Below are 24,608 nucleotides of genomic sequence, written 5' to 3'. Positions count from 1 at the left end.
GAATGCCGGGTATGACCAAGCTGACGCACCGGCTCGCCAGGTCTCTCGAAATCCTGGCGCGGGTACTTCGCCGCTACGGTCGCGACGATCGGAAGGTGCTGGTACTGGGCGGGGTCCGTTCGGGCAAGTCGAGGCACGCCGAGCGGCTCGTCGCGCACCACCCGCATCTCGTCTACGTCGCTCCCGGCCTGCCCCCGTCCGGCGACGACCCGGAGTGGGCCGCCCGCGTCGCGGCGCACCGGGCCCGCCGGCCACACCACTGGACCACGGTGGAGACCACCGACCTGGCCGGGGTGCTGCGCACCGCGACCAGTCCGCTGCTGATCGACTGCCTCGGCACCTGGTTGTCCCGGGTGCTCGACGAGGTCGGCGCGTGGGCCGGACGAGCGGGCTGGGAGCAGCGGCTCGACGAGCGGCTGGAGGATTTCCTCGCCGCGTGGCACGAGGCCCGCGTTCCGATCGTGGCGGTGAGCAACGAGGTGGGCAGCGGTGTGGTGCCCGCGACGGTGTCCGGGCGGCTGTTCCGTGATGTGCTGGGCGCACTGAACAACCGGGTGTCCGCCGACTGCGACCGGGTTTCGCTGATCGTGGCCGGGCGGGTGCTCGATCTTCCGTGAGGAGAACGCCGTGCCGAGTTTCCCCGTCCCCGCGCCCGATCCGGCCGCCCGCGCCACCGCGCTGGACCGGCTCGACGGGCTGGTCAAGCCGGTCGGCTCGCTCGGCAGGCTGGAGGAGCTGGCCGCCTGGTTGAGCGCCGCGCACGGCGTGGTCCCGCCGCGTCCGCTGGACGACGTGCGGGTCGTGGTGTTCGCCGGCGACCACGGCGTGTCCGCGCAGTCGGCCTATCCACGCGAGATCACCGCGGCGATGGTGCGGGTGTTCCTGGCCGGGCGCAGCGGGGTGACCGTGCTGGCCGCGCAGGTCGGGGCGAAGGTGCGGGTGGCCGATCTGGCCGTGGACTGGGACGGTTTCCAGGTGCCGGACGAGGTCACCGCGCACAAGATCCGCCGCGGTTCGGGTGCGATCGACGTCGAGGACGCCCTGGCCCCCGGTGAAGCCCAGGCGGCGTTCGAAGCGGGGCGTGCGATCGCTGCCGAAGAGGCGGGCGCGCACGTGCTGATCCCGGGTGACATGGGGATCGGCAACACCACGGTGTGCGCGGCGGTCGTGGCCGCGTCCTTGGGCCTGCCCTCTGCCGAGGTCGTGGGCACCGGCACCGGGGTTTCCGGCGAGGCGCTGGAACGCAAGACCGCTGTCGTCGCCGCCGCGGTGCGCCGTGCGTCGGGCCGGGTCGCCGATCCGTTCGAACGGCTGACCGCGCTCGGCAGCGCCTGCCTCGCGGCGACGGCGGGTTTCCTGGTGGAGGCCGCGATGCGGCGGATACCGGTGGTGCTGGACGGCATTTTTTCCGCGACCGCCGCGGTGGTGGCGGAGGAAATCGCCCCGGGCGCGCGGCAGTGGTGGCTGGCCGGGCACCGCTCCACGGAACCGGCGCAGGCGTTCGCGATGAAGGCGCTGGGCCTGACCCCGATCCTCGACCTGGGCCTGCGTCTCGGCGAGGGCAGCGGTGCTGTTCAGGCCATTCCGACGCTGCGCGCGGCGCGGGCGATCATCGCCGACATGGGCCTGCTGGCGGACCTGACGTGAGGCTTGGCGACGTCGTGGGTGGGCATGGTGCGGCTGAGGTGGCGCTGGGTGCATATGTCGCGTCGACGTTGACGTCCGGTGCGGCGGCCGGGGGCAAGCTTCCATCCGCTGCGTCTGCCTCGCCCGCCACCGCGACCGGCCCCTCCCTCGCCTCGACGCGGTACGTGCAGTGACTCGGTTCGGTGACGGGCTTCGGCTCGCGGTCGGGACGTTGACTGCCATTCCGGTACCGGCGCCCCGGCGGGTCGACCGGGGAGTGGCCGGCGTGGCGATGGCGTTCGGCCTCGTCGCGGCGGTCCCCCTCGCCGCCGCTGCGGGACTCGTCGTAGCGGCGGGTGGCGCGATCGGGCTACCGGCACCTGCCGTCGCGGGGCTCGCCCTCGGGGCCGTCGCACTCGGTAGCCGGGGTCTGCACCTGGACGGCCTGGCCGACACCGCCGACGGCCTCGGCGCGTCCTACGACCGCGCGAAGGCGCTGGAGGTCATGCGCCGCGGCGATTCGGGCCCCACCGGCATCGCCACGCTGGTGCTCGTCCTGCTGGTCCAGTTCGGCGCGCTGACCGGCGCGATCTCGGACGGCCACGGCGTCACCGCGGCGGTCTTGGCCGTCCTGTGTGGACGGTGTGTGCTCTCGCTGTGCTGCGCCCGGCACCTCCCGTCGGCCCGCCCGGAAGGCCTCGGCGCCACCGTCGGCGGGTCGGTGCCGATCACCGTCGCAGCACTGGTGTTCGTGCTGGCGGCGGCACTGGCCACGCTGGCGCCGGGCTTGCCGTGGTGGCGCGGCCCGCTCGTCGTCGCGGTCGGGTACGCCGCCGCGGCGCTCTTGCTGGCCCGCTGCGTCCGCCGCCTCGGCGGCATCACCGGTGACGTCCTGGGCGGCTGCGTCGAGGTCGCGGTGGCCGGGGCGTTGCTCGCCGCTGCGTGAGCGCTCAGCCGTGCTGTGCGGCCGGCTCGGAATCGGCGTCGAGCGCGGCGAGGACCGCGTCGCCGTTCGCCTTCGCCCACTCGGTCAGTACGTGGATCGGCTCGGTCAGCGTCGCTCCGAGCGGGGTGAGCTCGTACTCGACGCGGGGCGGCGCCTCCGCGTACGGGCGGCGGCGGACGAGCCCGTGCGACTCGAGCCGGCGAAGCGTCTGGGTGAGCATCTTGCGGGAGATGCCGCCGATCAGCTCGATCAGCTCACCATGGCGCACCGGGCCCCTGCTGAGGCCGGCGAGCACGACCACCGTCCACTTGTCCGCGATCAGCTCGACCGCCAGCCGCGCCGGGCAGTCGGCGAGAAAGGGATCACCGGGACCGAAACCGCTCATGGCATCCAAGGTACCTGCGGGTTCCTGTCGGAAACCTAGCGTGGACCTCACTTCCCTTCCCGAGCCAGGAGAGCCAGGAGAGCCATGCGAGTCATCACCCAGCAGCAGCTCGGCGGTCCCGAGGTACTCACCATCGTGGACGCGCCCGAGCCCCGGCCGCTGCCGACCGAGGTCCTTGTCCGCGTCGAGGCGGTCGGGCTGAACCCGCTGGAAGCGCGACTGCGCGCCGGCGAGTTCCCCCTGCTCGGCACGCCGCCGTTCGTGCTCGGCTGGGACATCAGCGGCGTGGTCGAAGAGGCAGCGACCTGGCGGTTCCGGCCCGGCGACGAAGTATTCGGCATGCCGTTGTTCCCCCGGCCGGCCCAGGCGTACGCCGAACTCGTGTCCGCTCCGGCACTGCACCTGGCGCGCAAGCCGGCGTCGCTCTCGCACGTCGAGGCGTCGGCGCTGCCGGTCGTCGGGCTGACGGCGTGGCAGGGCCTCGTCGACCTCGGTGGCGTGAGCGCAGGCGACCGGGTGCTGATCCACGGCGGTGGCGGCGGGGTCGGTCACGTCGCGATCCAAATCGCCAAGGCACTCGGCGCGCACGTGACGACGACCGCCGGCAGCAGCAAACGGGAGTTCGTCGAGGGCCTCGGCGCCGACGAGGTGATCGACTACCCGACGGTCGACTTCGCCGAGACGGTCCGTGACGTCGACCTCGTGCTCGACACGCTCGGCGGCGACGCCGTGCGGCGGTCGCTCGGGGTGCTTCGCCCAGGAGGGCATCTGGTGACGGCGGTCGCCGACGAGGAAACGGAACTCATCGCCGAGTTCGAGGCGGCCGGCATGCGCTTCAGCGGCATCGCGGTCGACCCCGATCCAGTCGCACTGCAGGGTCTCGTCGGACTGGTCGAGCAGGGCAAGCTGCGGGTCCACGTGCAGGAGACCTTCCCGTTCGAGCGGGTCGCCGACGCGCACCGGCTGCTGGACGGCGGTCACCTCCAGGGCAAGCTCGTCCTCACCGCGTGATCCCGGTGGCTCCGGTCATCCGTTGGCCACGAGCCCTGACAGCACTCGAAGGAAGGCGTCGGTCGTGCTGCGATCCCGGACCGCCAGCCGCAGGTGGTCCGGCCCCAGCCCGGGAAAGGTATCGCCTCGGCGGACGGCGTAGCCCGCTTCGCGTAGCCGGAGCCGCAGTTGCGCTGCACCGCGGACCTGGATCAGCACGAAGGGGCCGCGGGGTGTGCCCAGCACCTCGACACCGGCTCCGGCCAGCCGGTTGACCAGGTACTCCCGGTCGGCTTCCGCGGCGGCAGCCAGCTTTTCCGCTTCTTCCAGCGCAGCCGGCCGGCAGCACACCTCGGTGGCCACAGCGGCCAAAGTGGACACTGACCATGGTGGCTGGACCTTGCGCAGCGGAGCCAGCACCGACTCGGGGCCGAGCACGTAGCCCGCCCGCAGACCGGCCAGCCCCCACGTCTTCGTCAGGCTGCGCAGGACGACCACGCCAGGGATCCGGTGCCCGGCCAGGCTTTCCGCCTCGCCGGGCACCGCGTCGAGGAACGCCTCGTCCACCACCAGGACCCGCCCCGGACGGACGAGTTCCCGCAGCGTCGCCGCCGGATGCAGGGCCGACGTCGGGTTGGTCGGATTGCCCACGAAAACCAGATCAGCCGACTCCGGGACCAGCGCCGGGTCCAGCACGAAACCGTCCGAAGAGGACAGGACGACCCGGGTGACCGCGTGCCCGGCGGCGCGCAAGGCCGCCTCGGGCTCGGTGAACTGCGGATGCACCACGACCGCCCGGCGCGGCCGCAAAGCCGCGGCCAGCAACGTGAACGCCTCCGCCGCCCCGGCCGTCACCAGGACCTCACCGATCGGCCGGCCGTGTCGTGCGGCGACGGCGTGCTGAGCGGCGGATGGATCGGGATAGGCGGCCAGATCGTCCACAGCGGACACCAGCTCCTGCCGCAGCCACTCCGGCGGCCGCGGCAGGCGGACGTTCACCGCCAGATCCACCAGCCCCGGGGCGACCTCTCGGTCGCCGTGATGGCCCAGATCGTGGTCAGGCATCCGTACCGAATTTCCGCACGTGCGCGGCGAACCGCTGCGCCAAGGCGGGGTACCCGGCCCAGTGCACGTGCAGGTAGGAGGCGTGCACCGAGCCGGAGGCGAAGCCGTCGACGGTCCGGTCCCAGCCCCAGGCGGGCGAAGTACCGGCAGACGGGGACACCTCGGTGCGGTGGAACTCGTGCCCGGTCACGCGCTGCCCTGCGGTCGCGAGCACGTTGTCGGCGAGGGAAACCGCGGTCCGGTAGCCGAGTTTGCCGCGAGCGGTCATCGTCGCTGACCCCTCGATCGCACCCACCATCGGCTCACCGTCGAGCTCCCGGCACAGGTAGAGCAAGCCGGCACATTCGGCGCTGACCGGCATTCCCCGGCCGATCGCTTCGGCGACCGCGGTGCGCAGTGGCACGTTCGCGGACAGCTCGGCGGCGTGTACCTCGGGGAAACCACCACCGAAGTACAGCCCGGCGCAGCCTTCCGGAAGTGCACTGTCCCGCAACGGATCGAGATCGACGACGTCCACTCCGGACGCGGCCAGCAGCTCGACGTTTTCGGTGTAGCGGAAGGTGAACGCCGGCCCCGCCGCCGCGGCCACCACCGAGCGCGGGCCCTCGTGCGTCTCCGGCGGCGTCCACTCCGGACCGGACAGCGACGGTGCGGTACGGGCGATCCGAACCACCTCCGCCAGATCCACTCCGGTACCGATCCACGACGCCAGTTCCGGCAGCACCCGCTGCGAGTCCGCGGCACGCTCGGCCGCCGGGACCAGCCCGAGGTGCCGGCTCGGCGCGTGCACGTTCTCGTTGCGCCGCAACGCACCCACCAGCGGCACCCCGGTGCCCTCCAGAGCGGCGGCGATCTCGTCCTCGTGCCGCTGCGAGCCGAGTTTGTTGAGGATCACCCCGGCCAGCCGGACCCGGGTGTCGTACTGGGCGAAACCGAGCACGGTCGCCGCGACGCTGCGAGAAGCCGCGGAAGCGTCGACCACCAGGAGCACCGGCGCGTCCAGCAATCGGGCGACATGGGCGGTGGAGGCGTACCCCTCGGTGCCCAGCGCACCGTCGAAAAGCCCCATCACGCCTTCGATCACCGCGAGGTCCGCGCCCGAGGAACCGTGCCGCAGCAAGGGAACGAGCGCGTCCTCGCCTTGCAGGAACGGGTCGAGGTTGCGGGCCGGGCGGCCGGTGGCCAGCGCATGGTAGCCGGGGTCGATGAAGTCCGGCCCGACCTTGTGCCCGGACACCCGGTGCCCGGCCGCGCGCAGGGCGGCCATCAGCCCGGCCGCGACGGTCGTCTTGCCGTGCCCCGAACCCGGCGCGGCGACGACCACCCGTGCTACCACTCGATCCCCCGCTGCCCCTTCTGCCCGGCGTCCATCGGGTGCTTGATCTTCGTCATCTCGGTCACCAGGTCCGCGGCCTCGATCAGTTCCGGCGGGGCGTGCCGGCCGGTGATCACCACGTGCTGGTGGCCGGGGCGAGCGGTCAGTGCGGACACGACGTCGGCGGGATCGAGCCAGCCCCACTTGAACAGGTAGCTGAACTCGTCGAGCACGTAGAAGTCGTGGGTCTCGGCGGCGAGCCTGCGCTTGATCTCGGCCCAGCCCTCCCGCGCGGCGGCCGCGTGGTCCTCCTCGCTGCCCTGTTTGCGTGCCCAGCTCCAGCCTTCGCCCATCTTGTGCCATTCGACCGGGCCGCCCTGACCGGTGTCCTCGTGCAGCTTCCCGAGCGCGCGGAACGCGGCCTCCTCGCCGACCCGCCACTTCGCCGACTTCACGAACTGGAACACCCCGATCGACCAGCCCTGGTTCCAGGCCCGCAGCGCCATCCCGAACGCGGCGGTGGACTTGCCCTTCATCTCCCCGGTGTGCACGGCCAGCAGCGGCCGGTTGCGGCGTTGCCGGGTGGTGAGCCCGTCGATGGGCACGACGGCGGGTTTCCCTTGTGGCATCAGGCAGCCCTCCCGGTCCGCTCGCGCACGGCCGAGGTCAGGGACTCGGCCGCGACGTCGGTCAGCGGCACGTGTTCGGCACCGAGGTGTCCGGCGAGTTCCGCGGCCAGCCCGAGGCGCATCCGCCCGGTCTCGCAGTCCATCACGACGGTGGTCACGTCCGCCAGCAGCCCGGCCGCGGCCTGCGCCCGCGCGACCGCGTCGGCGCCGCTGGTGGCCCGCCCGTCGGTGACGAGCACGAGCAACGGCCGCCGCCGCGGGTCGCGGATGGACTCCACCCGCAGCACCCGCGCGGCCTCCACGAGGCCTTCGGCGAGCGGCGTGCGCCCGCCCGTCGGCAACCCCTCGAGCCGCGCCGCGGCGGCTTCGACGCTGATCGTCGGCGGAAGGGCCAGCTCGGCCGCGTCACCACGGAACGTGACCAGACCGACCTTGTCCCGCCGCTGGTAGGCGTCGAGCAGCAGGGACAGCACCGCCGTCTTCACCTCACGCATCCGCGCCCGGGCACCCATGGAGCCGGACGCGTCCACGCAGAACAGCACCAGGTTGCCCTCGTGCCCTTCCCGCAGGGCGAACCGCAGATCACCCGGCCGCATCCGCAGTCCGGTGCCGCTGCGGCCACGGACACGCTGGTGGGGCGCCGCCGCCCGGATCGTCGCGAGCAGATGCGGCCGGCCGGCACGCACGCTCGCGGGCTGCACACCGATCGTCCGGCCGCTGTCGGTGATCGCCCTCGACCGGCGGCCGCGCTCGCCTTCGCCGGTGCCCTTCACGCGAAAGACCCGGGCACGGAAGGTGTCGCCGGCACCGACAGTGTTCTGCGGTACCGAACCACTCCCCTCGCCCGGCTGCGGAGGTTGATCATTCTCGGGCGGCTGCGGAGGTTGGCGGTTCTCGGACGGCGCCGGAGGTTCGCCCTGCTCGCCACTGTCGGACTGCTGGGAACCGCCGACCGGGTCACCGTCGTTCGAACCGCCGTCCGAGCCACCGCCGTCCGGACCACTGTCTTCCGGGCCGCTGTCTTCCGGGCCGGATCCGCCGTCGTCCGGACCGTCGCCGTCCGGGCCGGGGCCACCGTCCTGCGGACCGGGACTGTCGTCGTCCGGCCCCTCCGGCAGCTGCGCGTCCGACAGCGCCTGTTCGAGCTGGTCCTCGGAAATCCCCGGTGCGTCGAACGGGTTCCGCCGCCGCCGGTGCGGCAGCGCGAGCCGCGCGGCGACGCGAATGTCCTCTGTGGTCACTTCTTCGCGGCCGGCCCACGCGGCGTGCGCCACCGCGGTCCGCGCCGTCACGATGTCCGCGCGCATCCCGTCGACCTCGAACGACGCGCAGACCTCGGCGATCTGCCGCAACGCCGCGTCCGGCAGCTTCACCGAAGGCAGAAGTCGTTGTGCCGCCTCGATTTCCACGGCCAGTGCGGCGTCGGCATCGGCGTAGGCACCGGCGAAGCCGTCCGGATCCGCCTCGTAGGCCAGCCGCCGCCGGACGACCTCCACGCGCTGTTCCGGATCGCGACTGGAAACGACCTCGACGGTGAGCCCGAACCGGTCCAGCAGCTGCGGGCGCAGCTCGCCCTCCTCCGGGTTCATGGTGCCGATCAGCACGAACCGCGCGGCATGCGAGACCGAGACGCCTTCGCGCTCGACGGTCGCGCGGCCCATCGCGGCGGCGTCGAGCAGCGTGTCCACGAGGTGGTCGTGCAGGAGATTGACTTCGTCGACGTACAGCAACCCGCGGTGCGCGGCGGCGAGCAGGCCCGGCTGGTAGTCAGTGACGCCTTCGGCCAGCGCCTTCTCCAGGTTCAGCGAGCCGACGACCCGGTCCTCCGCCGCGCCGACGGGCAGCTCGACAAGCCGCGCCGGCCGGCGGTGCGCGGACGCGCCGGACGCGTGCGGGCCATCGGGACACAGCGGGTCCGGCGTCACCGGGTCACAGGAGAAGCGGCAGCCGTCCACCGCGTCGACGCCGGGCAGCAACCCGGCCAGCGCACGCACCATGGTCGACTTCGCGGTGCCCTTCTCCCCTCGCACCAGCACGCCGCCGACAGCGGGCGAGATCGAGGACAGCACGAGCGCCAGCCGGAGATCCGGCATTCCGACGACGGCGGTGAACGGATAGGGCTTCAAGAGCACTCCCTCGTGGTCGGCGTCCGGCCGATCATCGCACAGGAAACGCGTCGTCTAGCGTGGGCGGACGTGCGCGAAAAATCACGCCGTCCGACCGTGGTCGGCATCGGAGCCGACGGCTGGCCGGGGCTGTCCGCGCGGGCGCGCGAAGCGGTGCTGAGGGCCGATGTAGTGCTCGGTTCGCCGCGTCAGCTTGCGTACCTGCCAGCAGAGGTGCGTACGCGGCCGTGGCCCAGCCCGTTGCTGCCCGCGCTCGACGGCGTGCTCGGCGAGTACGACGGTCGCCAAGTCTGCGTCCTGGCTAGCGGCGATCCCCTGCTGTCCGGTATCGCCACCACGCTGCGCGACCGCGGCTACGAGATCGAGGTACTGCCGGCGCTGTCGTCCGCGACGCTGGCGCGCGCACGGCTCGGCTGGTCCTTCGAAGAGACGGAAGTAGTCACTGTGGTCGGGCGTGCCGCGGATCGCGTCGCGCGGGCACTTACGCCGGGCCGGAAGATCCTCGTACTCGGCGGCAGCGTGACCGAGCTTCGCGAACTTCTCACCGCGCGTGGCTACGGCAAGTCGACGTTGACCACGTTGGAGAACCTGGGCGCCGAAGACGAGCGAATCGCTGACGGGTGGACGTACGAGCCGGGTCCGCTGACTGTGTTCGCACTGATCTGCCACGGTCCCCGCCTGCCGCTCACTGGACTGCCCGACGACGCGTACGAACACGACGGTCAGCTCACCAAACGCGATCTGCGCGTCTCGGCGCTTTCTCGGCTCGCCCCGGCGCCAGGCGAACTGCTGTGGGACGTCGGCGCGGGCGTGGGCAGCATCGGTATCGAGTGGTCCCGTACGCACCCGCTCAACCGAGCTGTCGCGGTCGAACGTGACTCTTCGCGCGTCGAACGGATCGCGCGCAACGCGCACGCCCTCGGTGTACCCGAGCTGCACGTGGTCAGCGGCGCCGCACCCGACGTGCTGACTGGACTGCAGCGGCCGGACGCCGTATTCATCGGCGGCGGACTGACCGTGCCCGGAGTCCTCGATGCGTGCCTCGCGACCGGCGCGCGCATCGTCGCGCACGGCGTGACGCTGGAGGCCGAACATCTCCTCGCCACGGCGTACCGGCAGCATGGCGGCGAGCTGCAACGAATCAGCGTGGAGCAGGCACGACCGCTCGGCGGGTTCACAGGGTGGACGCCGTCGCGCACCGTAACCCAATGGAGCCGGGAATGACCGTCTACTTCATCGGCGCCGGCCCCGGCGCGGCAGATTTGATCACCGTCCGCGGCCGGGATCTCCTCGCGCGCTGCGCCGTCTGCCTGTACCCGGGGAGCATGACGCCTACCGATCTGCTGGCGTACTGCGCACCGGAAGCGGAACAGGTCGACACAGCGAACCTGAGCCTGGACGAGATCGCCGCGAAGCTGGTTTCGGCTCACCGCGCGGGCCACGACGTCGCACGGTTGTGCTCTGGAGACCCCTCGCTGTACAGCGCGGTCGCCGAACAAGCGCGCAGGCTGGAGACCGAAGGCGTTCCGTACGAGCTGGTACCGGGGGTGCCTGCGTTCGCTGCCTCCGCCGCTGTGCTCGGCCGGGAGCTGACCGTGCCCGGGATCGGGCAGAGTCTGGTGATCACACGCGCGCAAGCCCGCTCCACCGCGATGCCGGACGGTGAGACGCTGGCGAACTTCGCGCGCAGCGGCGCCACGCTCGCCCTGCACCTCGCGATCAACCACATCGAACGCGTCACCGGAGAACTCGCGCCGTACTACGGCGAGGACTGCCCGGCCGCCGTGGTCGCGCTGGCCAGCCAGCCCGGCGAGACAGTGGTACGCGGCACGCTCAGCGACATCGCCGGGCAAGCTCGGGCAGCCGGGATGACCCGCGCTGCCACGATCTTCGTCGGCAGGGTCCTCTCCGCGGCCGGATTCCCGGACAGCTTCCTGTACTCGAGCACCCGTGACCGCGCGAGCCAACCGGAGTCACTGTGACGAACCTGCGCTGGGGCCTGCTGGCCACCGGGACGATCGCCGCCGAATTCGCCGCAGGCGTCCGGCAAAGCCGGCACGGCGTCCTCACGGCAGTCGCCGCGCGGTCGTCGGAGCGCGCGCGGGAGTTCGCCACCCGCTTCGGTGTTCCGAATGCCCACGGCAGCTACGAAGACCTCCTCGCCGATCCCGAGGTCGACGCCGTCTACATCGCGACTCCGCACGCCTTGCACGCGGAGTGGGCCGTCCGCGCCGCCGAAGCCGGGAAGCACATCCTGTGCGAGAAGCCGCTCACGGTGACCGCGGCCGAAGCGGAGCGGGTCGTCGACGCCGCCCGGCGCCACGACGTCTTCCTGATGGAAGCGTTCATGTACCGGCTGCACCCGCAGACCCGGCGGCTGGTCGAGCTGATCGAGTCCGGAGCGATCGGCGAGGTCCGCGCAGTGGACGTCACGTTCAGCTTCGATTCCGGGGCGAACGACGCGGCTCGGCTGGCCGACCCGGCGCTCGGCGGCGGTGGGATCCTCGACGTCGGCTGCTACTGCACGTCGCTGGCGCGGCTCGTCGCACAGGCCGCCACCGGCACCGCCGTGGCCGAGCCGTCCGACGTGACCGGCATGGCCAGGCTGACCGGCGACGGCGTGGACGAGTTCGCGATGGGCCTGCTCCGCCTGCCCGGCGGCATCATCGCGCAGCTGTCCTGCGGATACCGGCTCGCACAGGACGATCACATCCGCGTGTACGGCACTGCCGGGCAGCTGCACGTATCCACCCCGGCGTGGACCCACGAGATGCGTCCGCCCGGCGTGTCCACGCTCTTCCTGACCCGCGGTACGGGCGAGCCGGAGGTGATCGAAGTCGAGGCCACCGAAGGGTTGTTCATCCGCGAAGCCGACCACGTCGCCCGGCACCTGGCCGACCGTCAGTCACCAGAACTGACTTGGGCCGAGACCGTCGCCAACATGCGCACGCTCGACCGCTGGCGCGCAGCCGTCGGATACGGCGGATGACCGTCCTCATCCTGGGTGGCACAGCCGAAGCCCGAACGCTTGCCGCACAGCTGTTCGAGCGCGGCGTCACGGTGGTCTCTTCGCTGGCCGGCAGAGTCGCACGTCCTCGACTGCCGGTCGGCGAGGTACGCGTAGGCGGCTTTGGTGGCGTCGAAGGGCTGACGGCGTGGCTGAGGGAACACAGCGTGCGCGCAGTCGTGGACGCCACGCATCCGTTCGCCGAACGGATCGGCGCCAACGCCGTCCGCGCAACCCGGGTAGCGAATGTTCCGCTGCTGCGGCTCGCCCGGCCAGGCTGGCAACCGGTGGAGGGCGACCGTTGGCAGTGGGCAGCCGACATCGGCGAAGCAGCGGCGATGCTGCCCAGCCTGGGCACGCGCGTGTTCCTGACCAGCGGACGGCAGGGTCTCGCAGCGTTCGCCGCTCTCGACGCACTGTGGTTCCTGATCCGCTGCGTCGATCCCCCTGATTCACCACTGCCGCGTCACCACGAAGTGCTGCTCGCGCGAGGACCGTACGAGGTCGCCGGTGAGCGCGCGCTGATGACCGAGCACGGCATCGACGTACTGGTGACGAAGGACAGCGGCGGCACGATGACCGCAGCGAAGCTCACCGCTGCGCGAGAGCTGGGCTTGCCGGTTGTCGTAGTGCGTCGTCCACCACGCCTGTGCGCTGACGAGACCGCCGAAGTGACCGAAGCCGTGGAATGGGTACTGAGCCGATGAACGAGCACTTCTACGAGGTCCTGCACCGCCGTCGTGACGTGCGCGGCGAGTTCACCGGCGAGCCGGTGGACGAAGCGGTGCTCACGCGGGTGCTGACCGCCGCGCACGCCGCACCGAGCGTGGGGCTCAGCCAGCCGTGGGACTTCGTGCTGGTGCGCGACGCCGATACACGCGAAGCGTTCGCCCGGCACGTACAGGACGAGCGTGCTGTCTTCGCCGCTTCCCTCGACGGCGAGCGCGCGGAGACGTTCTCCCGGATCAAGATCGAGGGGATCCGCGAGTCCGGCCTCGGCATCGTGGTCACCTACGACGAACAGCGCGGGGCACCCGCCGTGCTCGGCAGGCACGCGATCGCGGACGCCGGGCTGTACTCGGTGTGCCTGGCGATCCAGAACCTGTGGCTGGCCGCGACCGCGGAAGGCCTCGGCGTGGGCTGGGTGAGCTTCTACCGCGAACCGGTGCTGGCCGGGCTGCTCGGCATTCCGGACGGCATCCGCCCGGTCGCCTGGCTGTGCGTCGGACCGGTCACCGCCCTCGCGCGCACCCCGGACCTGGAACGGCACGGCTGGCGCCACCGCGCCCCGCTGGCCGAGGTGGTGCACCACGAGCGCTTCACCCACCGTGATCAGGGGCCGAAGTAAGCACGAAGTCAGCACCGATAAAGTTTTTCTCCGATGCGTCCGATCGCCGTAGTGCTGGGGCTGCTTTCGGCGCTGTGTGCCCTGGCCTATCCGTTCCTGCCGGTCGTGCAGGACACCGCCGAGGTCGTCTGGCCGGCCGGGTCCGACACCCGGTCCGTCAACGCGCCCTTGACCGGCTACTGGGCGCAGGAGATGCGGGCCGACCTGCCGTGCGCCACGATCCGCTCGCTCGACGCGCGCAGCACCGGCCCGGCGCTGCTGTTCGGCACCGTCCCCGACGACGCCACCGGCCCGCAGGCGGGCAAGGGCGTCGGGATGCAGCTGCGCGTGGACAACGGCGTGCTGCTGGCCTCCAGCCAGGGCCAGCAGATCGCGCAGCAGCCGCTGCCGCCCGAGGACTGCACGGTCGAGCTCGCCTCGGACGCCGGCCAGATGACCCTGTCGGTCGGCGGCACCCCGATCTTCCACGCCAACGGTGACGTACGGCCGCGGGTGGTCGGCATCTACTCGTCGGTCAGCGCGGTCCGCGATCCGATCGCCGGGCTGCACGTCTCGGTCACCCCGGACACCCGCTACCAGACTTCGCCGACCGCGCTGAAGCTCACCATCGGGATCCTCGGCGTGCTGTCGTTCCTGGGCTGCCTGATCGTGGTGTGGCGGATGGACTCCGGCTTCGCCCGCCGCGCGCCGCGCTGGGCACCGGTGGGCTGGTGGCGGCTGACCGGCCGCGACGCGGCGGTGATCGTGACGCTCGGCGCGTGGGTGTTCATCGGGCCGGTGACCTCCGACGACGGCTACATCCTCACCATGGCCAGAGTCACCGAGCAGACCGGCTTCCTCACCAATTACCACCGCTGGTTCGGGGTCGCGGAGGCCCCGTTCGGCTGGTTCTACCACCTGTACGAGCTGATGACGCACGTCAGCACGGTGCCGCCGTGGATCCGGCTGCCCTCCTACCTGCTGGGCGTGATCAGCTGGCTGCTGATCAGCCGCGAGGTGATGCCGCGGCTGGGCACACAGGTGCGGGGCAGCCGCGCGGCGGGCTGGGCGGCCGCCGCGGTCTTCCTGGTGTGGTGGATGCCCTACAACAACGGCGTGCGCCCGGAACCGGTCGCCGCGCTGGGCTCGCTGCTGGCGATCTGCGCGGTGGAACGCGCGCTGGTCACCCGGCGGCTGCTGCCGCTGTGCCTCGGCCTCACCGCGGCCGCGTTCACCCTCGCCGCGACCCCGACCGGGCTGATCGCGGTGGCTCCCTTCCTGGTCGCCGCACGGCCGTTGTTCAAGCTGGTCCGCCAGCGCTCGAGCGACGGCTGGCTGCCGATCCTCGCGCCGATCGCCGCGTCCGGGCTGCTGGTGCTCGTGGTGGTGTTCGCCGACCAGACGTTCGCCACGGTCAGCGAGGCCACCCGGATCCGCACGGCGGTCGGCCCGAACCTGTCGTGGTTCCAGGAACTCGTGCGTTACCAGCTGCTGTTCGAAAAGCTGCCGGACGGTTCGGCGCCGCGGCGGTTCCCGGTGCTGCTGGTGCTGCTGTGCACGGTCACCTGCCTGGTCGTGCTGCTGCGCCGCGGCCGGATCCCCGGGGCCGCGCTCGGCCCGAGCCGCCGGCTGATCGGCACCACCGCGCTGTTCTTCCTGCTGCTCGCGCTCACGCCGACCAAGTGGACGCACCACTTCGGCGCATTCGCCGCGGTGGGTGCCTCGATGGCCGCGCTCACCGCGCTGGCCACCAGCTCCACAGTGCTGCGCTCGAATCGCAACCGCGCGGCGTTTCTGGCCGTGCTGCTGGCGGTCGGCGCGCTGGCCGCGACCGGGCCGAACACCTACTGGTTCGTCTCGCGCCTCGGGGTGCCGTGGAGTGGCTCGGCGCCCTCGATCGCCGGGGTGCCGCTGTCCACGATCCTGCTCGCCGCCGCGGCGATCGCCGGGATCTACGCCTTCGTCGAGAACATCCGCGCGCACCGGCCGGGTGCGCCGGTGGCCACTCAGGAAGGCCGGAGCCGGTCGCTGCGGCTGGGTTCGCTGTCGCTCGTGGTGGTCTGCGGCCTGGTCGCGGCAGGCGAGGTCTACACGATGGCGTCCGCGATCTACACCCAGCGGGACAGCTACAGCCTCGGCGCGGCGAACTTCCGGCACCTGCTCGGAAACAGCTGTAACCTCTCCGACCACGTGATGGTGGAGACCGACCCGGCCAAGAGCGTCCTGCACCCGCAGCCGGAGCAGCGGACCGTGGCGCCGGAGGAGCAGACACCCTCGCCGCTGCCCGACCCCAACCGGGACAACGGGCGCATCCAGGAGGGCTTCCACATCAGCCCGATCGACGAGGACGACCCGCTGGCCGAACCCCCGCACGGCTTCACCCGGCAGGACGTGCCGATGTGGAGCAGCTACCTCGACCCGCAGACCCGGGCCGGCCGGCTGCGCAGCGACTGGTACGAGCTGGCCGGTAAACGCCCGGACGGGCAGATCGTGGTCGCCACCGCCGGGCAGCCGCGCCGGCCCTCCTCCGTGAGCCTGGACTACGGCGTGACCACGCCGACCGGCGTGAAGGTGCTGCGCAGCCAGTTCGTGCTCCCGCCGGGCGCGGGCACCGGGGGCTGGGGCGACACCCGGATCAACCTGCGCGATCTGCCACCACAGACCACCTCGGTGCGGATCAACATCGTGGACAACGACCTCACCGAGGACGGCTGGATCGCCGCCTCGGCACCCCGCGTGCCGTCCTTCACCACGCTGACCGACAAGCTGGCCGGCAAATCCGTCTACGTCGACTGGCCGGCGTCGTTCGTCTACCCCTGCGCCGAGCCGGTCACCTCGCACGACGGCATTTCCGAGGTGCCCGACTACCGGATCACCTCGGGCGGGCTGGCCGACGAGGCAGGCTGGGCCTCGAGCACCAACGGCGGCCCGAACGGCTGGCTCGAAGAACTCGCGGACGAACCGGAGGTGCCCAGCTTCCTGATCGGCCAGCCGAGCCAGTCGTGGGGCCAGCTCAAGCAGGTCGAACCGTTCACCACCGGGGTCGCGCCGACCGTCGTACGCGGGGAGAGGACCGTCTGGGGCTGGTGGTCCCCCGGCCCCGGCCCGTCCCAGCCCAACGGCAAGGACCCCACCCGCTGACGCCTGCTGCTGAGCCGGGATGCCGGCTCAGGAGTAGGTTCGCGGCGTCCACACCGTCGGCGCTCCGTCCGGCCCGGCCTCCACCACGGTCTTCGACGAACCGACGATCAGCAGGCAGCGCATGTCCACAGTGGAGGGATCCAGTTCGCCCAGCGTGGTCACCCTGACCTGCTCCTCCGGTCCGCCGACGTCGCGGGCCACCACCACCGGCGTACCCGGGGACCGGCGCCGCAGCAGGACTTCCCGCGCCGACTCCAGCTGCGTGACCCGGGTCCGGGACGCCGGGTTGTACAGCGCCAGCACGAGATCCGCCGCACCGGCGGCGTCCAGCCTGCGCTCGATGATCTCCCACGGCTTGAGCCGGTCGGAAAGGGACAGCACGCAGTAGTCGTGCCCCAGCGGCGCGCCCACCCGGGAAGCCGCTGCCTGCGCCGCCGTGACCCCCGGGACGACCCGCACCCGCACGCCGGCACCGCGTCCGGCCGAAACCTGTTCCAGCACCGCGGAAGCCATCGCGAACACTCCCGGGTCCCCCGACGACACCACGACCACCCGGGCGCCGGAGGAGGCCAGCTCCAGCGCCGCCGCCGCGCGATCGGCCTCCACCCGGTTGCCCGACGCGTGCCGCTGCTGCCCGGCTCGCTGCGGAACCCTTGCCACATAAGGACCGTAGCCCACGACGTGGTCCGCCGCGGCCAGCTCCGCCGACGCCTGGGGGGTCAGCCACTCCGGCCCGGCCGGGCCCAGCCCGACCACCACGACCTCGCCGCCCCGCGCCGGTGACGCGGGCACCGGCGGCTCACCGTCCACACGGGACTGGTACGCCGGACTCGGCAGCAACGCCAGTGAGAAGTACGGCACGGTGTCCGGATCGACCTCGGCGAACGGCTCGATCCGCTGCTGCCCCCAGGTGGCTCGTTCGACGTACCAGGCGTCGTCCAGTTTTCCGGCCTCGGCAAGGGCCTCCCGGACCGAGCCGAACGTACGGCCCAGCTTCGGCACCGCGGCCGCGTCGGTGTCGGCCAGCCGCCGCGCCAGCTCCGGCGCCGGCAACGTACCCGGCAGCACGGTGAGCACTTCGTCCCGCTGCACCAGCGGCCGCCCGAGCACCGACGACGCGGCGCTCACCGAGGTCACCCCCGGGACCACCTCCGCGGTGAACCGGCCGGAAAGCCGTTCGTGCATGTACATGTAGGAGCCGTAGAAGAACGGGTCGCCCTCGCACAGCAGCACCACGTCGCGTCCGGCATCCAGGTGCTCGGCGAGCTTCTTCGCGCTCAGCTCGTAGAAATCGGCGATCGCGCCCTCGTAGCCACCGGGGTGGTCGGTGGTCTCGGTGGTGACCGGGTAGACCAGCCGCTCCTCCAGCTGGCCTTCCCGCAGGTACGGTTCGGCCACCGACCGCGCGATGCTGCGTCCGTGCCGCGCGCAGTGGTAGGCGACCACGTCCGCCTCGCCGATCAGCCGGGCGGCCTTCACCGTCATCAGTTCGGGATCGCCGGGACCGAGCCCGACGCCGTAGAGCCGCCCGCTCATTCGGCCGGGCTCGCGATCGCGTTCACCGCACCGACCGCCATCGCACTGCCCCCACGACGGCCCTGTACCACCAGGTACGGCGCGGGTGCCCGCTTCACCAGCTCCACTTTGGACTCCGCGGCGCCGACGAACCCGACGGGCACCCCGACGATCGCGGCCGGCGCGCCGACGCCCTCGTCGAGCAGCTCCAGCAGCCGGAACAACGCGGTGGGCGCGTTGCCGACGGCCACCACCGAACCGGGCAGCCGATCCCGCCACAGCTCCAGCGCCGCCGCCGAACGCGTGGTACCCATCCGCTCGGCCAGGCCCGGCACCGAAGGATCGTCCACAGTGCACACGATCTCGTTGGCCGCGGGCAACCGCCTGCGGGTGATCCCGCTGGCGACCATCTTGGCGTCACACAGGATCGGCGCCCCCGAGGCGAGCGCGACCCGGCCCGCCTCGACCACGTCGAGCGAGTACCGCAGGTCCTCGACCAGGTCGACCATGCCGCAGGAGTGGATCATCCGCACCGCGACGCCGGCCACGTCGCCGGGCAGGATGGCCAGGTCGGCCTCCTCGCGGATGGTGGCGAACGAATGCCGGTAGATCTCGGCCCCGTCCCGCAGGTAGTCGATCACGCACGTGCCTTTCTCGCCAACGCGTCCGCCAAGCCGGACGCCGGGGTCCAACGCCCGTCGACACGGTAGCCGCCGTCGTCGGCGACGACGTCGTGGTGGGTCCCCGAGGGCCGTCCGCACCGCCGGGAGCAGCCTGACACGTGCACGCGCGCACCCACCGGGACGAGCGCGCGCGCGTCGGCGCGGACGTCCGCCAGTGACTTCGCGCACGCCGGCGCGCCGATGCAGGCGGTGATCTCGGTGCTCGACGGATCCGTCGACAGCTCCGCTTCGTGCAGCCGCTCGACATCCGCCCCACCCGGCAGCAGGACCGAACGCCACGGCGTGACCACCGCGTCGCCGAAGTCCGCGAGCACTCGCAGCTGGCCCGCGGTCAGCCTGCCGAAGCGCGGCGCCACCCCGACCGCCTGCCCGATCCGGCCGACAGTCGGATCGGCCCGGTTCGAACGCACCTGCGGTACTTCCCGCGGACCGTCCGGCAGCAGTGCCGAAGGATCGGCCAGCTCATCGATCCGCCACGCCGCTCCCCGGGCGTCGGCAAACGCTTGCGCCACCGTCAGCAGAGAGGACACCGCCCCCGCGCGCGGCACCACGAGGCCCGAATCGGTCCCAGCCAGCAGTACCACTCCGGACGACGACGTCACAGCGCGCCAGCACACGTCGGCGCCCTCACCCGCGACGTCGCCCCGCCCGTCGTCGAAAGCGAACAGGAACCGGCCCGGCAAGCCGGCCAGCGCGGGCTTGGCGCACAACTCGCGGTCCAGCTCCGCGGCGAGCTCCCGCACGTCGGCGAGACCGCCGTGGATTCCGCTGAGCGGCGAGGCCAGCACGTTGCGCACGCGCTCGTGGCTCGGCGACGGCAGCAGACCCGCTGCTCCGAGCCGGCCGGCCAGCCCCTCCCCGCGTACCCCGCGCAGCTGCACGTTCCCGCGTGAAGTCAGGTGGACGTCGCCGTCGCCGAGGTCCTCGGTGCAGGCGGCGAGCACGCGCAACCGCTCCGCCGTGACCACCCCGCCCGGCAACCGGACCCGCGCGAGCGGCCCGTCCGCCGCGTCATGGACGGCGAACACCCCGGGGCAGGCGTCGGCACGCACTCGCGACATGCCGCTCACTGTAACCCGCACCGGATTCAGCGAGCTCACGATCGGTTAGCGTGGAGAAGCCACCGAAACCACGACGAAAGCCATCCGGCGTGAGCGCTCCCGCACACCTGCGGGCCGCGGAGGATTTGATCGACCACGTGCGGCCCGAGGACAACCGGTACAAGACCGCCGGCGAGCCCGACCTGATCAGCTGGGCGCCGCGGTGGCGCAACCACACGCAGTGCGCCTCCTTCCAGACCCAGCTGCTGAAGCGGGTCTACGACTGGGCGGACGACGAGTTCTTCGCCACCCACTTTGGCTCGGTGAGCCCGCCGTCGCGCACCTATCGCTGGATTTTCGCCCGTCGCGCCGTACCGCACTTCGCCCCGGTGCACACCGTGCGTGACCTGCGTCCCGGCGACCTCGTGGTGATCGACTACGGTCACCGGCGCCTGGTCAACACCGGTCACATCGCGGCCGTCCGGGAGCCACCGCGGCTGCTCGAAGACCATGGCTACGTGGTGCCGGTGGCCGACTGCACCGCCGACCCGCACGGCAGCTCACCGCGGTTCCCGGACAGCCGCTCCCCCGGCGGGCAGGGCGCCGGGTACGGGCACCTGGTGCTGCACGCCGACCCGGGCACCGGCTCGTTCGCCGGCTACGCCTGGAGCGTCACCGCGCGGCAGCACCACCACGTCACCGACCGGCCGATCACGGCCGTGCGGATTCCGTCACCTTGACGCGGCCCCCGCACCCGGCAAGAGTGAGAGCGAACCACGCGTCGGCATGCGGAGGAACCCGGTGAGAATCCGGGACGGTCCCGCCACTGTGACCGGGTGCCGCGGCGCCCGGGAGCCAGGAACTCCCGCCGGCGTGCCCGACGACCCGGGGCGCGGACACCCCGAGTGAGGAACGCCGTGATCCTGCTGCTGTCCACTTCGGACACCGATCTGCTCAGTGCCAGGGCCAGCGGGGCCGGCTACCGGCTCGGCAACCCCGCCCGGATCGCGGTGGCGGACCTGCCGCAGCTGCTGGCGGACGCGCCGATCGTGGTGGTCCGTATCCTGGGCACACCGCGGACCTGGCAGGAAGGCCTGGACTCGCTGCGCGCGTCGGGCTCGCACGTGATCGTCCTCGGCGGCGAGCAGGCTCCGGACGCCGAGCTGATGAACCTCTCCACGACTCCGGCCGGCATCGCCGCGCAGGCCCACGCGTACCTCGCGCAGGGTGGTCCGGAAAACCTCACCCAGCTGCACCGGTTCCTGTCCGACACGCTGCTGCTCACCGGCGAGGGCTTCGAACCACCGGCCGAACTCCCGTCCTGGGGTGTGCTGGACCGGCCGGCTCCCGCCTCGGACGGCCCGGTCGTCGGGATCCTGTACTACCGCGCGCACCACCTGTCCGGGAACACCGCGTTTGTGCATGCGCTCGCGGACGCTGTCGAAGCCGCCGGTGGGCGAGCTTTGCCGATCCACACCGCTTCGCTGCGTACGCGTGCCCCGGAGATGATGGCCGAGCTGGGCAAGGTGGACGCGCTGCTGGTCACCGTGCTGGCCGCGGGCGGCACGCGGCCGTCGGAGGCCGGCGCGGGCGGCGACGACGAGTCGTGGGACGTCGCGGAGATGGCTGCGCTGGATGTCCCGGTGCTGCAGGCGCTGTGCCTGACCAGCGACCACGAGACGTGGCAGGACAACGACGAGGGCCTGTCCCCGCTCGACGCGGGCAACCAGATGGCGGTCCCGGAATTCGACGGCCGGATCATCACGGTTCCGTTCTCCTTCAAAGAATTCGATGACGACGGGCTTCCCCGTTACGTCGCCGACGACGAGCGTGCGTCGCGCGTCGCCCGGATCGCGCTCGCCCATGCGCGGCTGCGGCACACCCCGCCCGCTTCGCGGCGGATCGCTCTGATGCTCTCGGCGTACCCGACGAAACATTCCCGCGTGGGCAACGCAGTCGGCCTCGACACCCCGGCGTCCGCGGTGAAGCTGTTGCGGCTGATGCGCGACCGCGGCTACGACCTCGGCGCGGACGTCTTCCCGGGAGTCGAGCCCACCGGCACCGACCAGCCGGACGGCGACGCGCTCATCCACGCGCTGATCGCGGCCGGCGGCCAGGATCCGGAGTGGCTGACCGAGGACCAGCTGGCGGGCAACCCGATCAGGGTTCCCGCCGCGCGGTACCAGTCCTGGTTCGCGCAGCTGCCGGCTGCGTTGCGCGAGGCGATGGAACAGCAGTGGGGCCCGGCGCCGGGCTCGCTGTATGTCGACACGTCGGCGAACCCCGAGGGTGACATCGTGCTGGCGTCGCTGCAGTCGGGCAACATCGTGCTGATGATCCAGCCACCCCGCGGGTTCGGCGAGAACCCGGTGGCCATCTACCACAACCCGGATCTGCCGCCGAGCCATCACTATCTCGCCGCGTACCGCTGGCTCGAGGAGGAATTCGGTGCCCACGCCGTGGTGCACCTGGGCAAGCACGGTTCCCTGGAATGGCTGCCGGGCAAGACGGCCGGGCTGTCCGCGTCCTGCGCACCGGACGCCGTGCTCGGCAATCTCCCGCTGGTGTACCCGTTCCTGATCAACGACCCCGGTGAAGGCGCGCAGGCGAAACGGCGCGCGCACGCGACGATCGTCGACCACCTCGTGCCGCCGATGGCACGTGCCGAGTCTTATGGCGATTTGGCCCGGCTCGAGCAGCTGCTCGACGAGCACGCCAACATCGCCGCAATGGACCCGGCGAAACTGCCCGCGATCCGGGCGCAGATCTGGACCCTCATCCAGGCCGCGAAGCTGGACCACGACCTCGGTGTGGAACAGCGCCCGCACGACGCCGAGTTCGACGACTTTTTGCTGCACATCGACGGCTGGCTGTGCGAGGTCAAGGACGCGCAGATCCGCGACGGGCTGCACATCCTCGGCGAGGCACCGACAGGCGAGGCGCGCGTCAACCTCGTGCTCGCCATGCTGCGCGCGCAGCAGATGTGGGGCGGCAAGCAGGGCGCGGTCCCCGGACTGCGTTCCGCACTCGGGCTCAAGGAAAACTCCGACACCCCGCTGTCCGAAGTGGATGCCATCGAGACCACCGCCCACTCGCTGGTCTCGGCGATGGAGGCGCGGTCGTGGTCGCCTTCCGCTGTGTCCACTGTGGTCTCCGAGACGCTGGGCGGCCCGGATCCCGAGGTCTCGCGGGTACTGGCCTTCGCAGCCGACGAGGTCGTCCCCCGGCTGGCCGGCACGTCGGGCGAGGTGGACGCCGTCCTGCACGCGCTGGACGGCGGATACGTCCCGGCCGGGCCGAGCGGTTCCCCGTTGCGCGGCTTGGTGAACGTGCTGCCGACCGGCCGGAACTTCTACACCGTGGACCCGAAGGCGATCCCGAGCCGGCTTGCCTGGGAGACCGGGCAGGCGCTGGCCGATTCCCTGCTGCGCCGCTACCGCGAAGACAACGGCGACTGGCCTCGTTCCGTCGGCCTGTCGGTGTGGGGGACGTCGGCGATGCGCACGTCCGGCGACGACGCCGCCGAAGTGCTCGCCCTCCTGGGCGTGCAACCAGTGTGGGACGAGGCTTCGCGACGGGTCACCGGGATCGCAGCCATCCCGCTGTCCGAGCTGGGCCGCCCGCGGATCGATGTGACGGTGCGGATCAGCGGCTTCTTCCGGGACGCTTTCCCCCACGTGATCACGTTGCTGGACGACGCGGTCCGGCTCGTCGCCGCCCTCGACGAGCCGGAGGCTTCGAACTTCGTGCGTGCCCACGTCGCCGCGGACGTGGCCGCCCATGGCGACACCCGCCGCGCGACGACCCGGATCTTCGGCTCGAAACCCGGCGCGTACGGGGCGGGTCTGCTGCCGTTGATGGACTCCGGGAACTGGCGTGACGACAAGGACCTGGCCGAGGTCTACGCGGTCTGGGGCGGCTTCGCCTACGGCCGCGACCTCGACGGCCGCCCCGCCCGTGAAGACATGGAAAGCTCGTACCGCCGCATCGTGGTCGCCGCGAAGAACACCGACACCCGCGAACACGACATCGCCGATTCGGACGACTACTTTCAGTACCACGGCGGGATGATCGCCACCGTACGGGCTTTGACCGGCACCGCCCCGAAGTCCTACGTCGGCGACTCGACCACCCCCGACGCCGTGCGCACCCGGACCCTGGGTGAGGAGACCGCCCGCGTGTTCCGCGCCCGGGTGGTCAATCCGCGCTGGCTGTCCGCCATGCGCCGGCACGGCTACAAGGGAGCCTTCGAACTCGCCGCGACCGTCGACTACCTTTTCGGCTTCGACGCGACCGCCGGCGTGGTGGACGACTGGATGTACGAGAAACTGACCGAGTCCTACGTCCTGGACGAGGTCAACCAGCAGTTCCTCCGAGACGCCAACCCCTGGGCACTGAGGGGCATCGTGGAACGCCTGACCGAAGCCGCCGACCGAGGCCTGTGGTCCACCCCCGATCCGGCCCTGCTGGCCCGCATGCGCGAGGTCTACCTGACCCTGGAAGGCGACCTGGAAGCCGACTGACCGGCAGCGGGGCGTTCCTGCCCTGGGGAGACATCCGCTCCGCACTCAGGACCACACGCACGCCGCTACAGCGGCACCTGCCACCCACCGCTGCGGCGGCAGCTACCGCCCGCCGCTGCGGCGGCACCCGCCACCCGCCGCTGCAGCGGCAACTACCTCACGTCCGCACTCCCGCCGGTAGCCACTCCCCACCCTTGCCGCGCCATCCCACCGCCCGCCCGGCAGTGGTACCCACCTCCACACATCCGCCCGACAACGGCTCTCATTCGCACGCTCCCGCCCGGCAGCGG

Annotated in this window: 20 protein-coding genes and 1 riboswitch; of the genes, 12 read left to right on the top strand and 8 right to left on the bottom strand. The window is 71.9% G+C overall.

All coding sequences use genetic code 11. The features are described 5' to 3' along the window. Positions 1–11: 11 nt before the first annotated feature. The 3 genes from BJY18_RS33795 to BJY18_RS33785 all read left to right on the top strand — a co-directional run bounded on the left by BJY18_RS33795 (position 12) and on the right by BJY18_RS33785 (position 2,572). The gene (locus BJY18_RS33795) at positions 12–617 is read left to right on the top strand and encodes a bifunctional adenosylcobinamide kinase/adenosylcobinamide-phosphate guanylyltransferase (protein WP_184783899.1); all 606 of its coding nucleotides are present in this window, start codon (positions 12–14) and stop codon (positions 615–617) included. A 10-nt stretch (positions 618–627) separates the two neighbouring features. Beyond that, on the top strand, positions 628–1,647 hold the full coding sequence (gene cobT, locus BJY18_RS33790) for a nicotinate-nucleotide--dimethylbenzimidazole phosphoribosyltransferase (RefSeq protein WP_184783898.1): 1,020 nt from the start codon (positions 628–630) through the stop codon (positions 1,645–1,647). 169 nt (positions 1,648–1,816) lie between these two features. Further along, positions 1,817–2,572, top strand: coding sequence for an adenosylcobinamide-GDP ribazoletransferase (locus BJY18_RS33785; protein ID WP_184783897.1), 756 nt, complete (start codon positions 1,817–1,819; stop codon positions 2,570–2,572). Between the two features lie 4 nt (positions 2,573–2,576). On the opposite strand, the gene BJY18_RS33780 is transcribed toward BJY18_RS33785, so the two are convergent. Further along, complete coding sequence (locus BJY18_RS33780; RefSeq protein WP_184783896.1) at positions 2,577–2,957, bottom strand: winged helix-turn-helix transcriptional regulator; 381 nt, start codon at positions 2,955–2,957, stop codon at positions 2,577–2,579. A gap of 84 nt (positions 2,958–3,041) precedes the next feature. Here BJY18_RS33780 and BJY18_RS33775 point away from each other — a divergent pair, with 84 nt between their 5' ends. Next, complete coding sequence (locus BJY18_RS33775) at positions 3,042–3,968, top strand: NADP-dependent oxidoreductase (RefSeq protein ID WP_184783895.1); 927 nt, start codon at positions 3,042–3,044, stop codon at positions 3,966–3,968. Between the two features lie 15 nt (positions 3,969–3,983). Here the strand turns inward: BJY18_RS33775 and cobC are convergent, their stop codons facing one another. From cobC to BJY18_RS33755, 4 genes are read right to left on the bottom strand one after another with little or no spacing between them, the layout of a single operon-like run. Next, a complete protein-coding gene (cobC, locus tag BJY18_RS33770) occupies positions 3,984–5,012 on the bottom strand; it encodes an Rv2231c family histidinol phosphate aminotransferase CobC (RefSeq protein ID WP_184783894.1) in 1,029 nt (342 codons plus the stop codon). Then, complete coding sequence (locus BJY18_RS33765) at positions 5,005–6,348, bottom strand: cobyrinic acid a,c-diamide synthase CobB (RefSeq protein WP_184783893.1); 1,344 nt, start codon at positions 6,346–6,348, stop codon at positions 5,005–5,007. The genes cobC and BJY18_RS33765 overlap by 8 nt, the downstream gene beginning before the upstream one ends. Next, positions 6,342–6,956, bottom strand: a complete 615-nt coding sequence (cobO, locus tag BJY18_RS37235) for a cob(I)yrinic acid a,c-diamide adenosyltransferase (RefSeq protein ID WP_184783892.1) — start codon at positions 6,954–6,956, stop codon at positions 6,342–6,344. Before cobO ends, BJY18_RS33765 begins: the two co-directional genes overlap by 7 nt. Continuing rightward, positions 6,956–9,082 carry a magnesium chelatase subunit D family protein gene (locus BJY18_RS33755; protein WP_221458085.1) on the bottom strand — a complete coding sequence of 709 codons (2,127 nt, stop codon included), beginning with the start codon at positions 9,080–9,082 and terminating at the stop codon, positions 6,956–6,958. Before BJY18_RS33755 ends, cobO begins: the two co-directional genes overlap by 1 nt. A 69-nt stretch (positions 9,083–9,151) precedes the next feature. Here BJY18_RS33755 and cbiE point away from each other — a divergent pair, with 69 nt between their 5' ends. Genes cbiE through BJY18_RS33725 form a run of 6 tightly spaced genes read left to right on the top strand, consistent with a single transcriptional unit; the run spans position 9,152 to position 16,557 of the window. After that, the gene (gene cbiE / locus BJY18_RS36490) at positions 9,152–10,306 is read left to right on the top strand and encodes a precorrin-6y C5,15-methyltransferase (decarboxylating) subunit CbiE (protein WP_312874053.1); all 1,155 of its coding nucleotides are present in this window, start codon (positions 9,152–9,154) and stop codon (positions 10,304–10,306) included. Then, positions 10,303–11,064, top strand: a complete 762-nt coding sequence (gene cobM / locus BJY18_RS33745; protein WP_184783889.1) for a precorrin-4 C(11)-methyltransferase — start codon at positions 10,303–10,305, stop codon at positions 11,062–11,064. The genes cbiE and cobM overlap by 4 nt, the downstream gene beginning before the upstream one ends. Beyond that, on the top strand, positions 11,061–12,071 hold the full coding sequence (locus BJY18_RS33740) for a Gfo/Idh/MocA family protein (protein ID WP_184783888.1): 1,011 nt from the start codon (positions 11,061–11,063) through the stop codon (positions 12,069–12,071). Before cobM ends, BJY18_RS33740 begins: the two co-directional genes overlap by 4 nt. Then, on the top strand, positions 12,068–12,796 hold the full coding sequence (locus BJY18_RS33735; protein ID WP_184783887.1) for a cobalt-precorrin-6A reductase: 729 nt from the start codon (positions 12,068–12,070) through the stop codon (positions 12,794–12,796). Before BJY18_RS33740 ends, BJY18_RS33735 begins: the two co-directional genes overlap by 4 nt. After that, positions 12,793–13,437: a 5,6-dimethylbenzimidazole synthase gene (gene bluB, locus BJY18_RS33730; RefSeq protein ID WP_184783886.1), complete on the top strand. Its 645-nt coding sequence runs from the start codon at positions 12,793–12,795 to the stop codon at positions 13,435–13,437. The genes BJY18_RS33735 and bluB overlap by 4 nt, the downstream gene beginning before the upstream one ends. A 33-nt stretch (positions 13,438–13,470) precedes the next feature. Continuing rightward, positions 13,471–16,557 carry an arabinosyltransferase domain-containing protein gene (locus BJY18_RS33725; protein ID WP_184783885.1) on the top strand — a complete coding sequence of 1,029 codons (3,087 nt, stop codon included), beginning with the start codon at positions 13,471–13,473 and terminating at the stop codon, positions 16,555–16,557. A 27-nt stretch (positions 16,558–16,584) separates the two neighbouring features. On the opposite strand, the gene BJY18_RS33720 is transcribed toward BJY18_RS33725, so the two are convergent. The 3 genes from BJY18_RS33720 to BJY18_RS33710 are packed head-to-tail and all read right to left on the bottom strand — an operon-like array spanning position 16,585 to position 19,825. Continuing rightward, positions 16,585–18,093, bottom strand: coding sequence for a precorrin-2 C(20)-methyltransferase (locus tag BJY18_RS33720; RefSeq protein ID WP_184783884.1), 1,509 nt, complete (start codon positions 18,091–18,093; stop codon positions 16,585–16,587). Then, positions 18,090–18,713 carry a precorrin-8X methylmutase gene (locus BJY18_RS33715; protein WP_184783883.1) on the bottom strand — a complete coding sequence of 208 codons (624 nt, stop codon included), beginning with the start codon at positions 18,711–18,713 and terminating at the stop codon, positions 18,090–18,092. The genes BJY18_RS33720 and BJY18_RS33715 overlap by 4 nt, the downstream gene beginning before the upstream one ends. Further along, positions 18,710–19,825: a ferredoxin-like domain-containing protein gene (locus BJY18_RS33710; RefSeq protein ID WP_184785016.1), complete on the bottom strand. Its 1,116-nt coding sequence runs from the start codon at positions 19,823–19,825 to the stop codon at positions 18,710–18,712. The genes BJY18_RS33715 and BJY18_RS33710 overlap by 4 nt, the downstream gene beginning before the upstream one ends. 80 nt (positions 19,826–19,905) lie before the next feature. Here BJY18_RS33710 and BJY18_RS33705 point away from each other — a divergent pair, with 80 nt between their 5' ends. Both BJY18_RS33705 and cobN read left to right on the top strand, forming a co-directional pair. Then, on the top strand, positions 19,906–20,535 hold the full coding sequence (locus BJY18_RS33705; RefSeq protein WP_184783882.1) for a hypothetical protein: 630 nt from the start codon (positions 19,906–19,908) through the stop codon (positions 20,533–20,535). A 51-nt stretch (positions 20,536–20,586) separates the two neighbouring features. After that, a riboswitch (cobalamin riboswitch) is annotated at positions 20,587–20,660 on the top strand. 52 nt (positions 20,661–20,712) lie between these two features. After that, positions 20,713–24,318: a cobaltochelatase subunit CobN gene (gene cobN, locus BJY18_RS33700; RefSeq protein WP_184785015.1), complete on the top strand. Its 3,606-nt coding sequence runs from the start codon at positions 20,713–20,715 to the stop codon at positions 24,316–24,318. Positions 24,319–24,608: the final 290 nt, after the last annotated feature.

The organism is Amycolatopsis jiangsuensis (genome assembly GCF_014204865.1).
Lineage (GTDB): Bacteria > Actinomycetota > Actinomycetes > Mycobacteriales > Pseudonocardiaceae > Amycolatopsis > Amycolatopsis jiangsuensis.
Note: the sequence above shows the minus strand (reverse complement) of the source record. Positions and strands in the feature narration are given on the sequence as shown.

Bases quoted from the DNA above. Each gene is read 5' to 3' on its own strand.
- BJY18_RS33795 (WP_184783899.1), top strand. From the start codon at position 12: ATGACCAAGCTGACGCACCGGCTCGCCAGGTCTCTCGAAATCCTGGCG.
- BJY18_RS33780 (WP_184783896.1), bottom strand. From the start codon at position 2,957: ATGAGCGGTTTCGGTCCCGGTGATCCCTTTCTCGCCGACTGCCCGGCG.
- BJY18_RS33775 (WP_184783895.1), top strand. From the start codon at position 3,042: ATGCGAGTCATCACCCAGCAGCAGCTCGGCGGTCCCGAGGTACTCACC.
- cobC (WP_184783894.1), bottom strand. From the start codon at position 5,012: ATGCCTGACCACGATCTGGGCCATCACGGCGACCGAGAGGTCGCCCCG.
- cobO (WP_184783892.1), bottom strand. From the start codon at position 6,956: ATGCCACAAGGGAAACCCGCCGTCGTGCCCATCGACGGGCTCACCACC.
- cobM (WP_184783889.1), top strand. From the start codon at position 10,303: ATGACCGTCTACTTCATCGGCGCCGGCCCCGGCGCGGCAGATTTGATC.
- BJY18_RS33735 (WP_184783887.1), top strand. From the start codon at position 12,068: ATGACCGTCCTCATCCTGGGTGGCACAGCCGAAGCCCGAACGCTTGCC.
- bluB (WP_184783886.1), top strand. From the start codon at position 12,793: ATGAACGAGCACTTCTACGAGGTCCTGCACCGCCGTCGTGACGTGCGC.
- BJY18_RS33725 (WP_184783885.1), top strand. From the start codon at position 13,471: ATGCGTCCGATCGCCGTAGTGCTGGGGCTGCTTTCGGCGCTGTGTGCC.
- BJY18_RS33720 (WP_184783884.1), bottom strand. From the start codon at position 18,093: ATGAGCGGGCGGCTCTACGGCGTCGGGCTCGGTCCCGGCGATCCCGAA.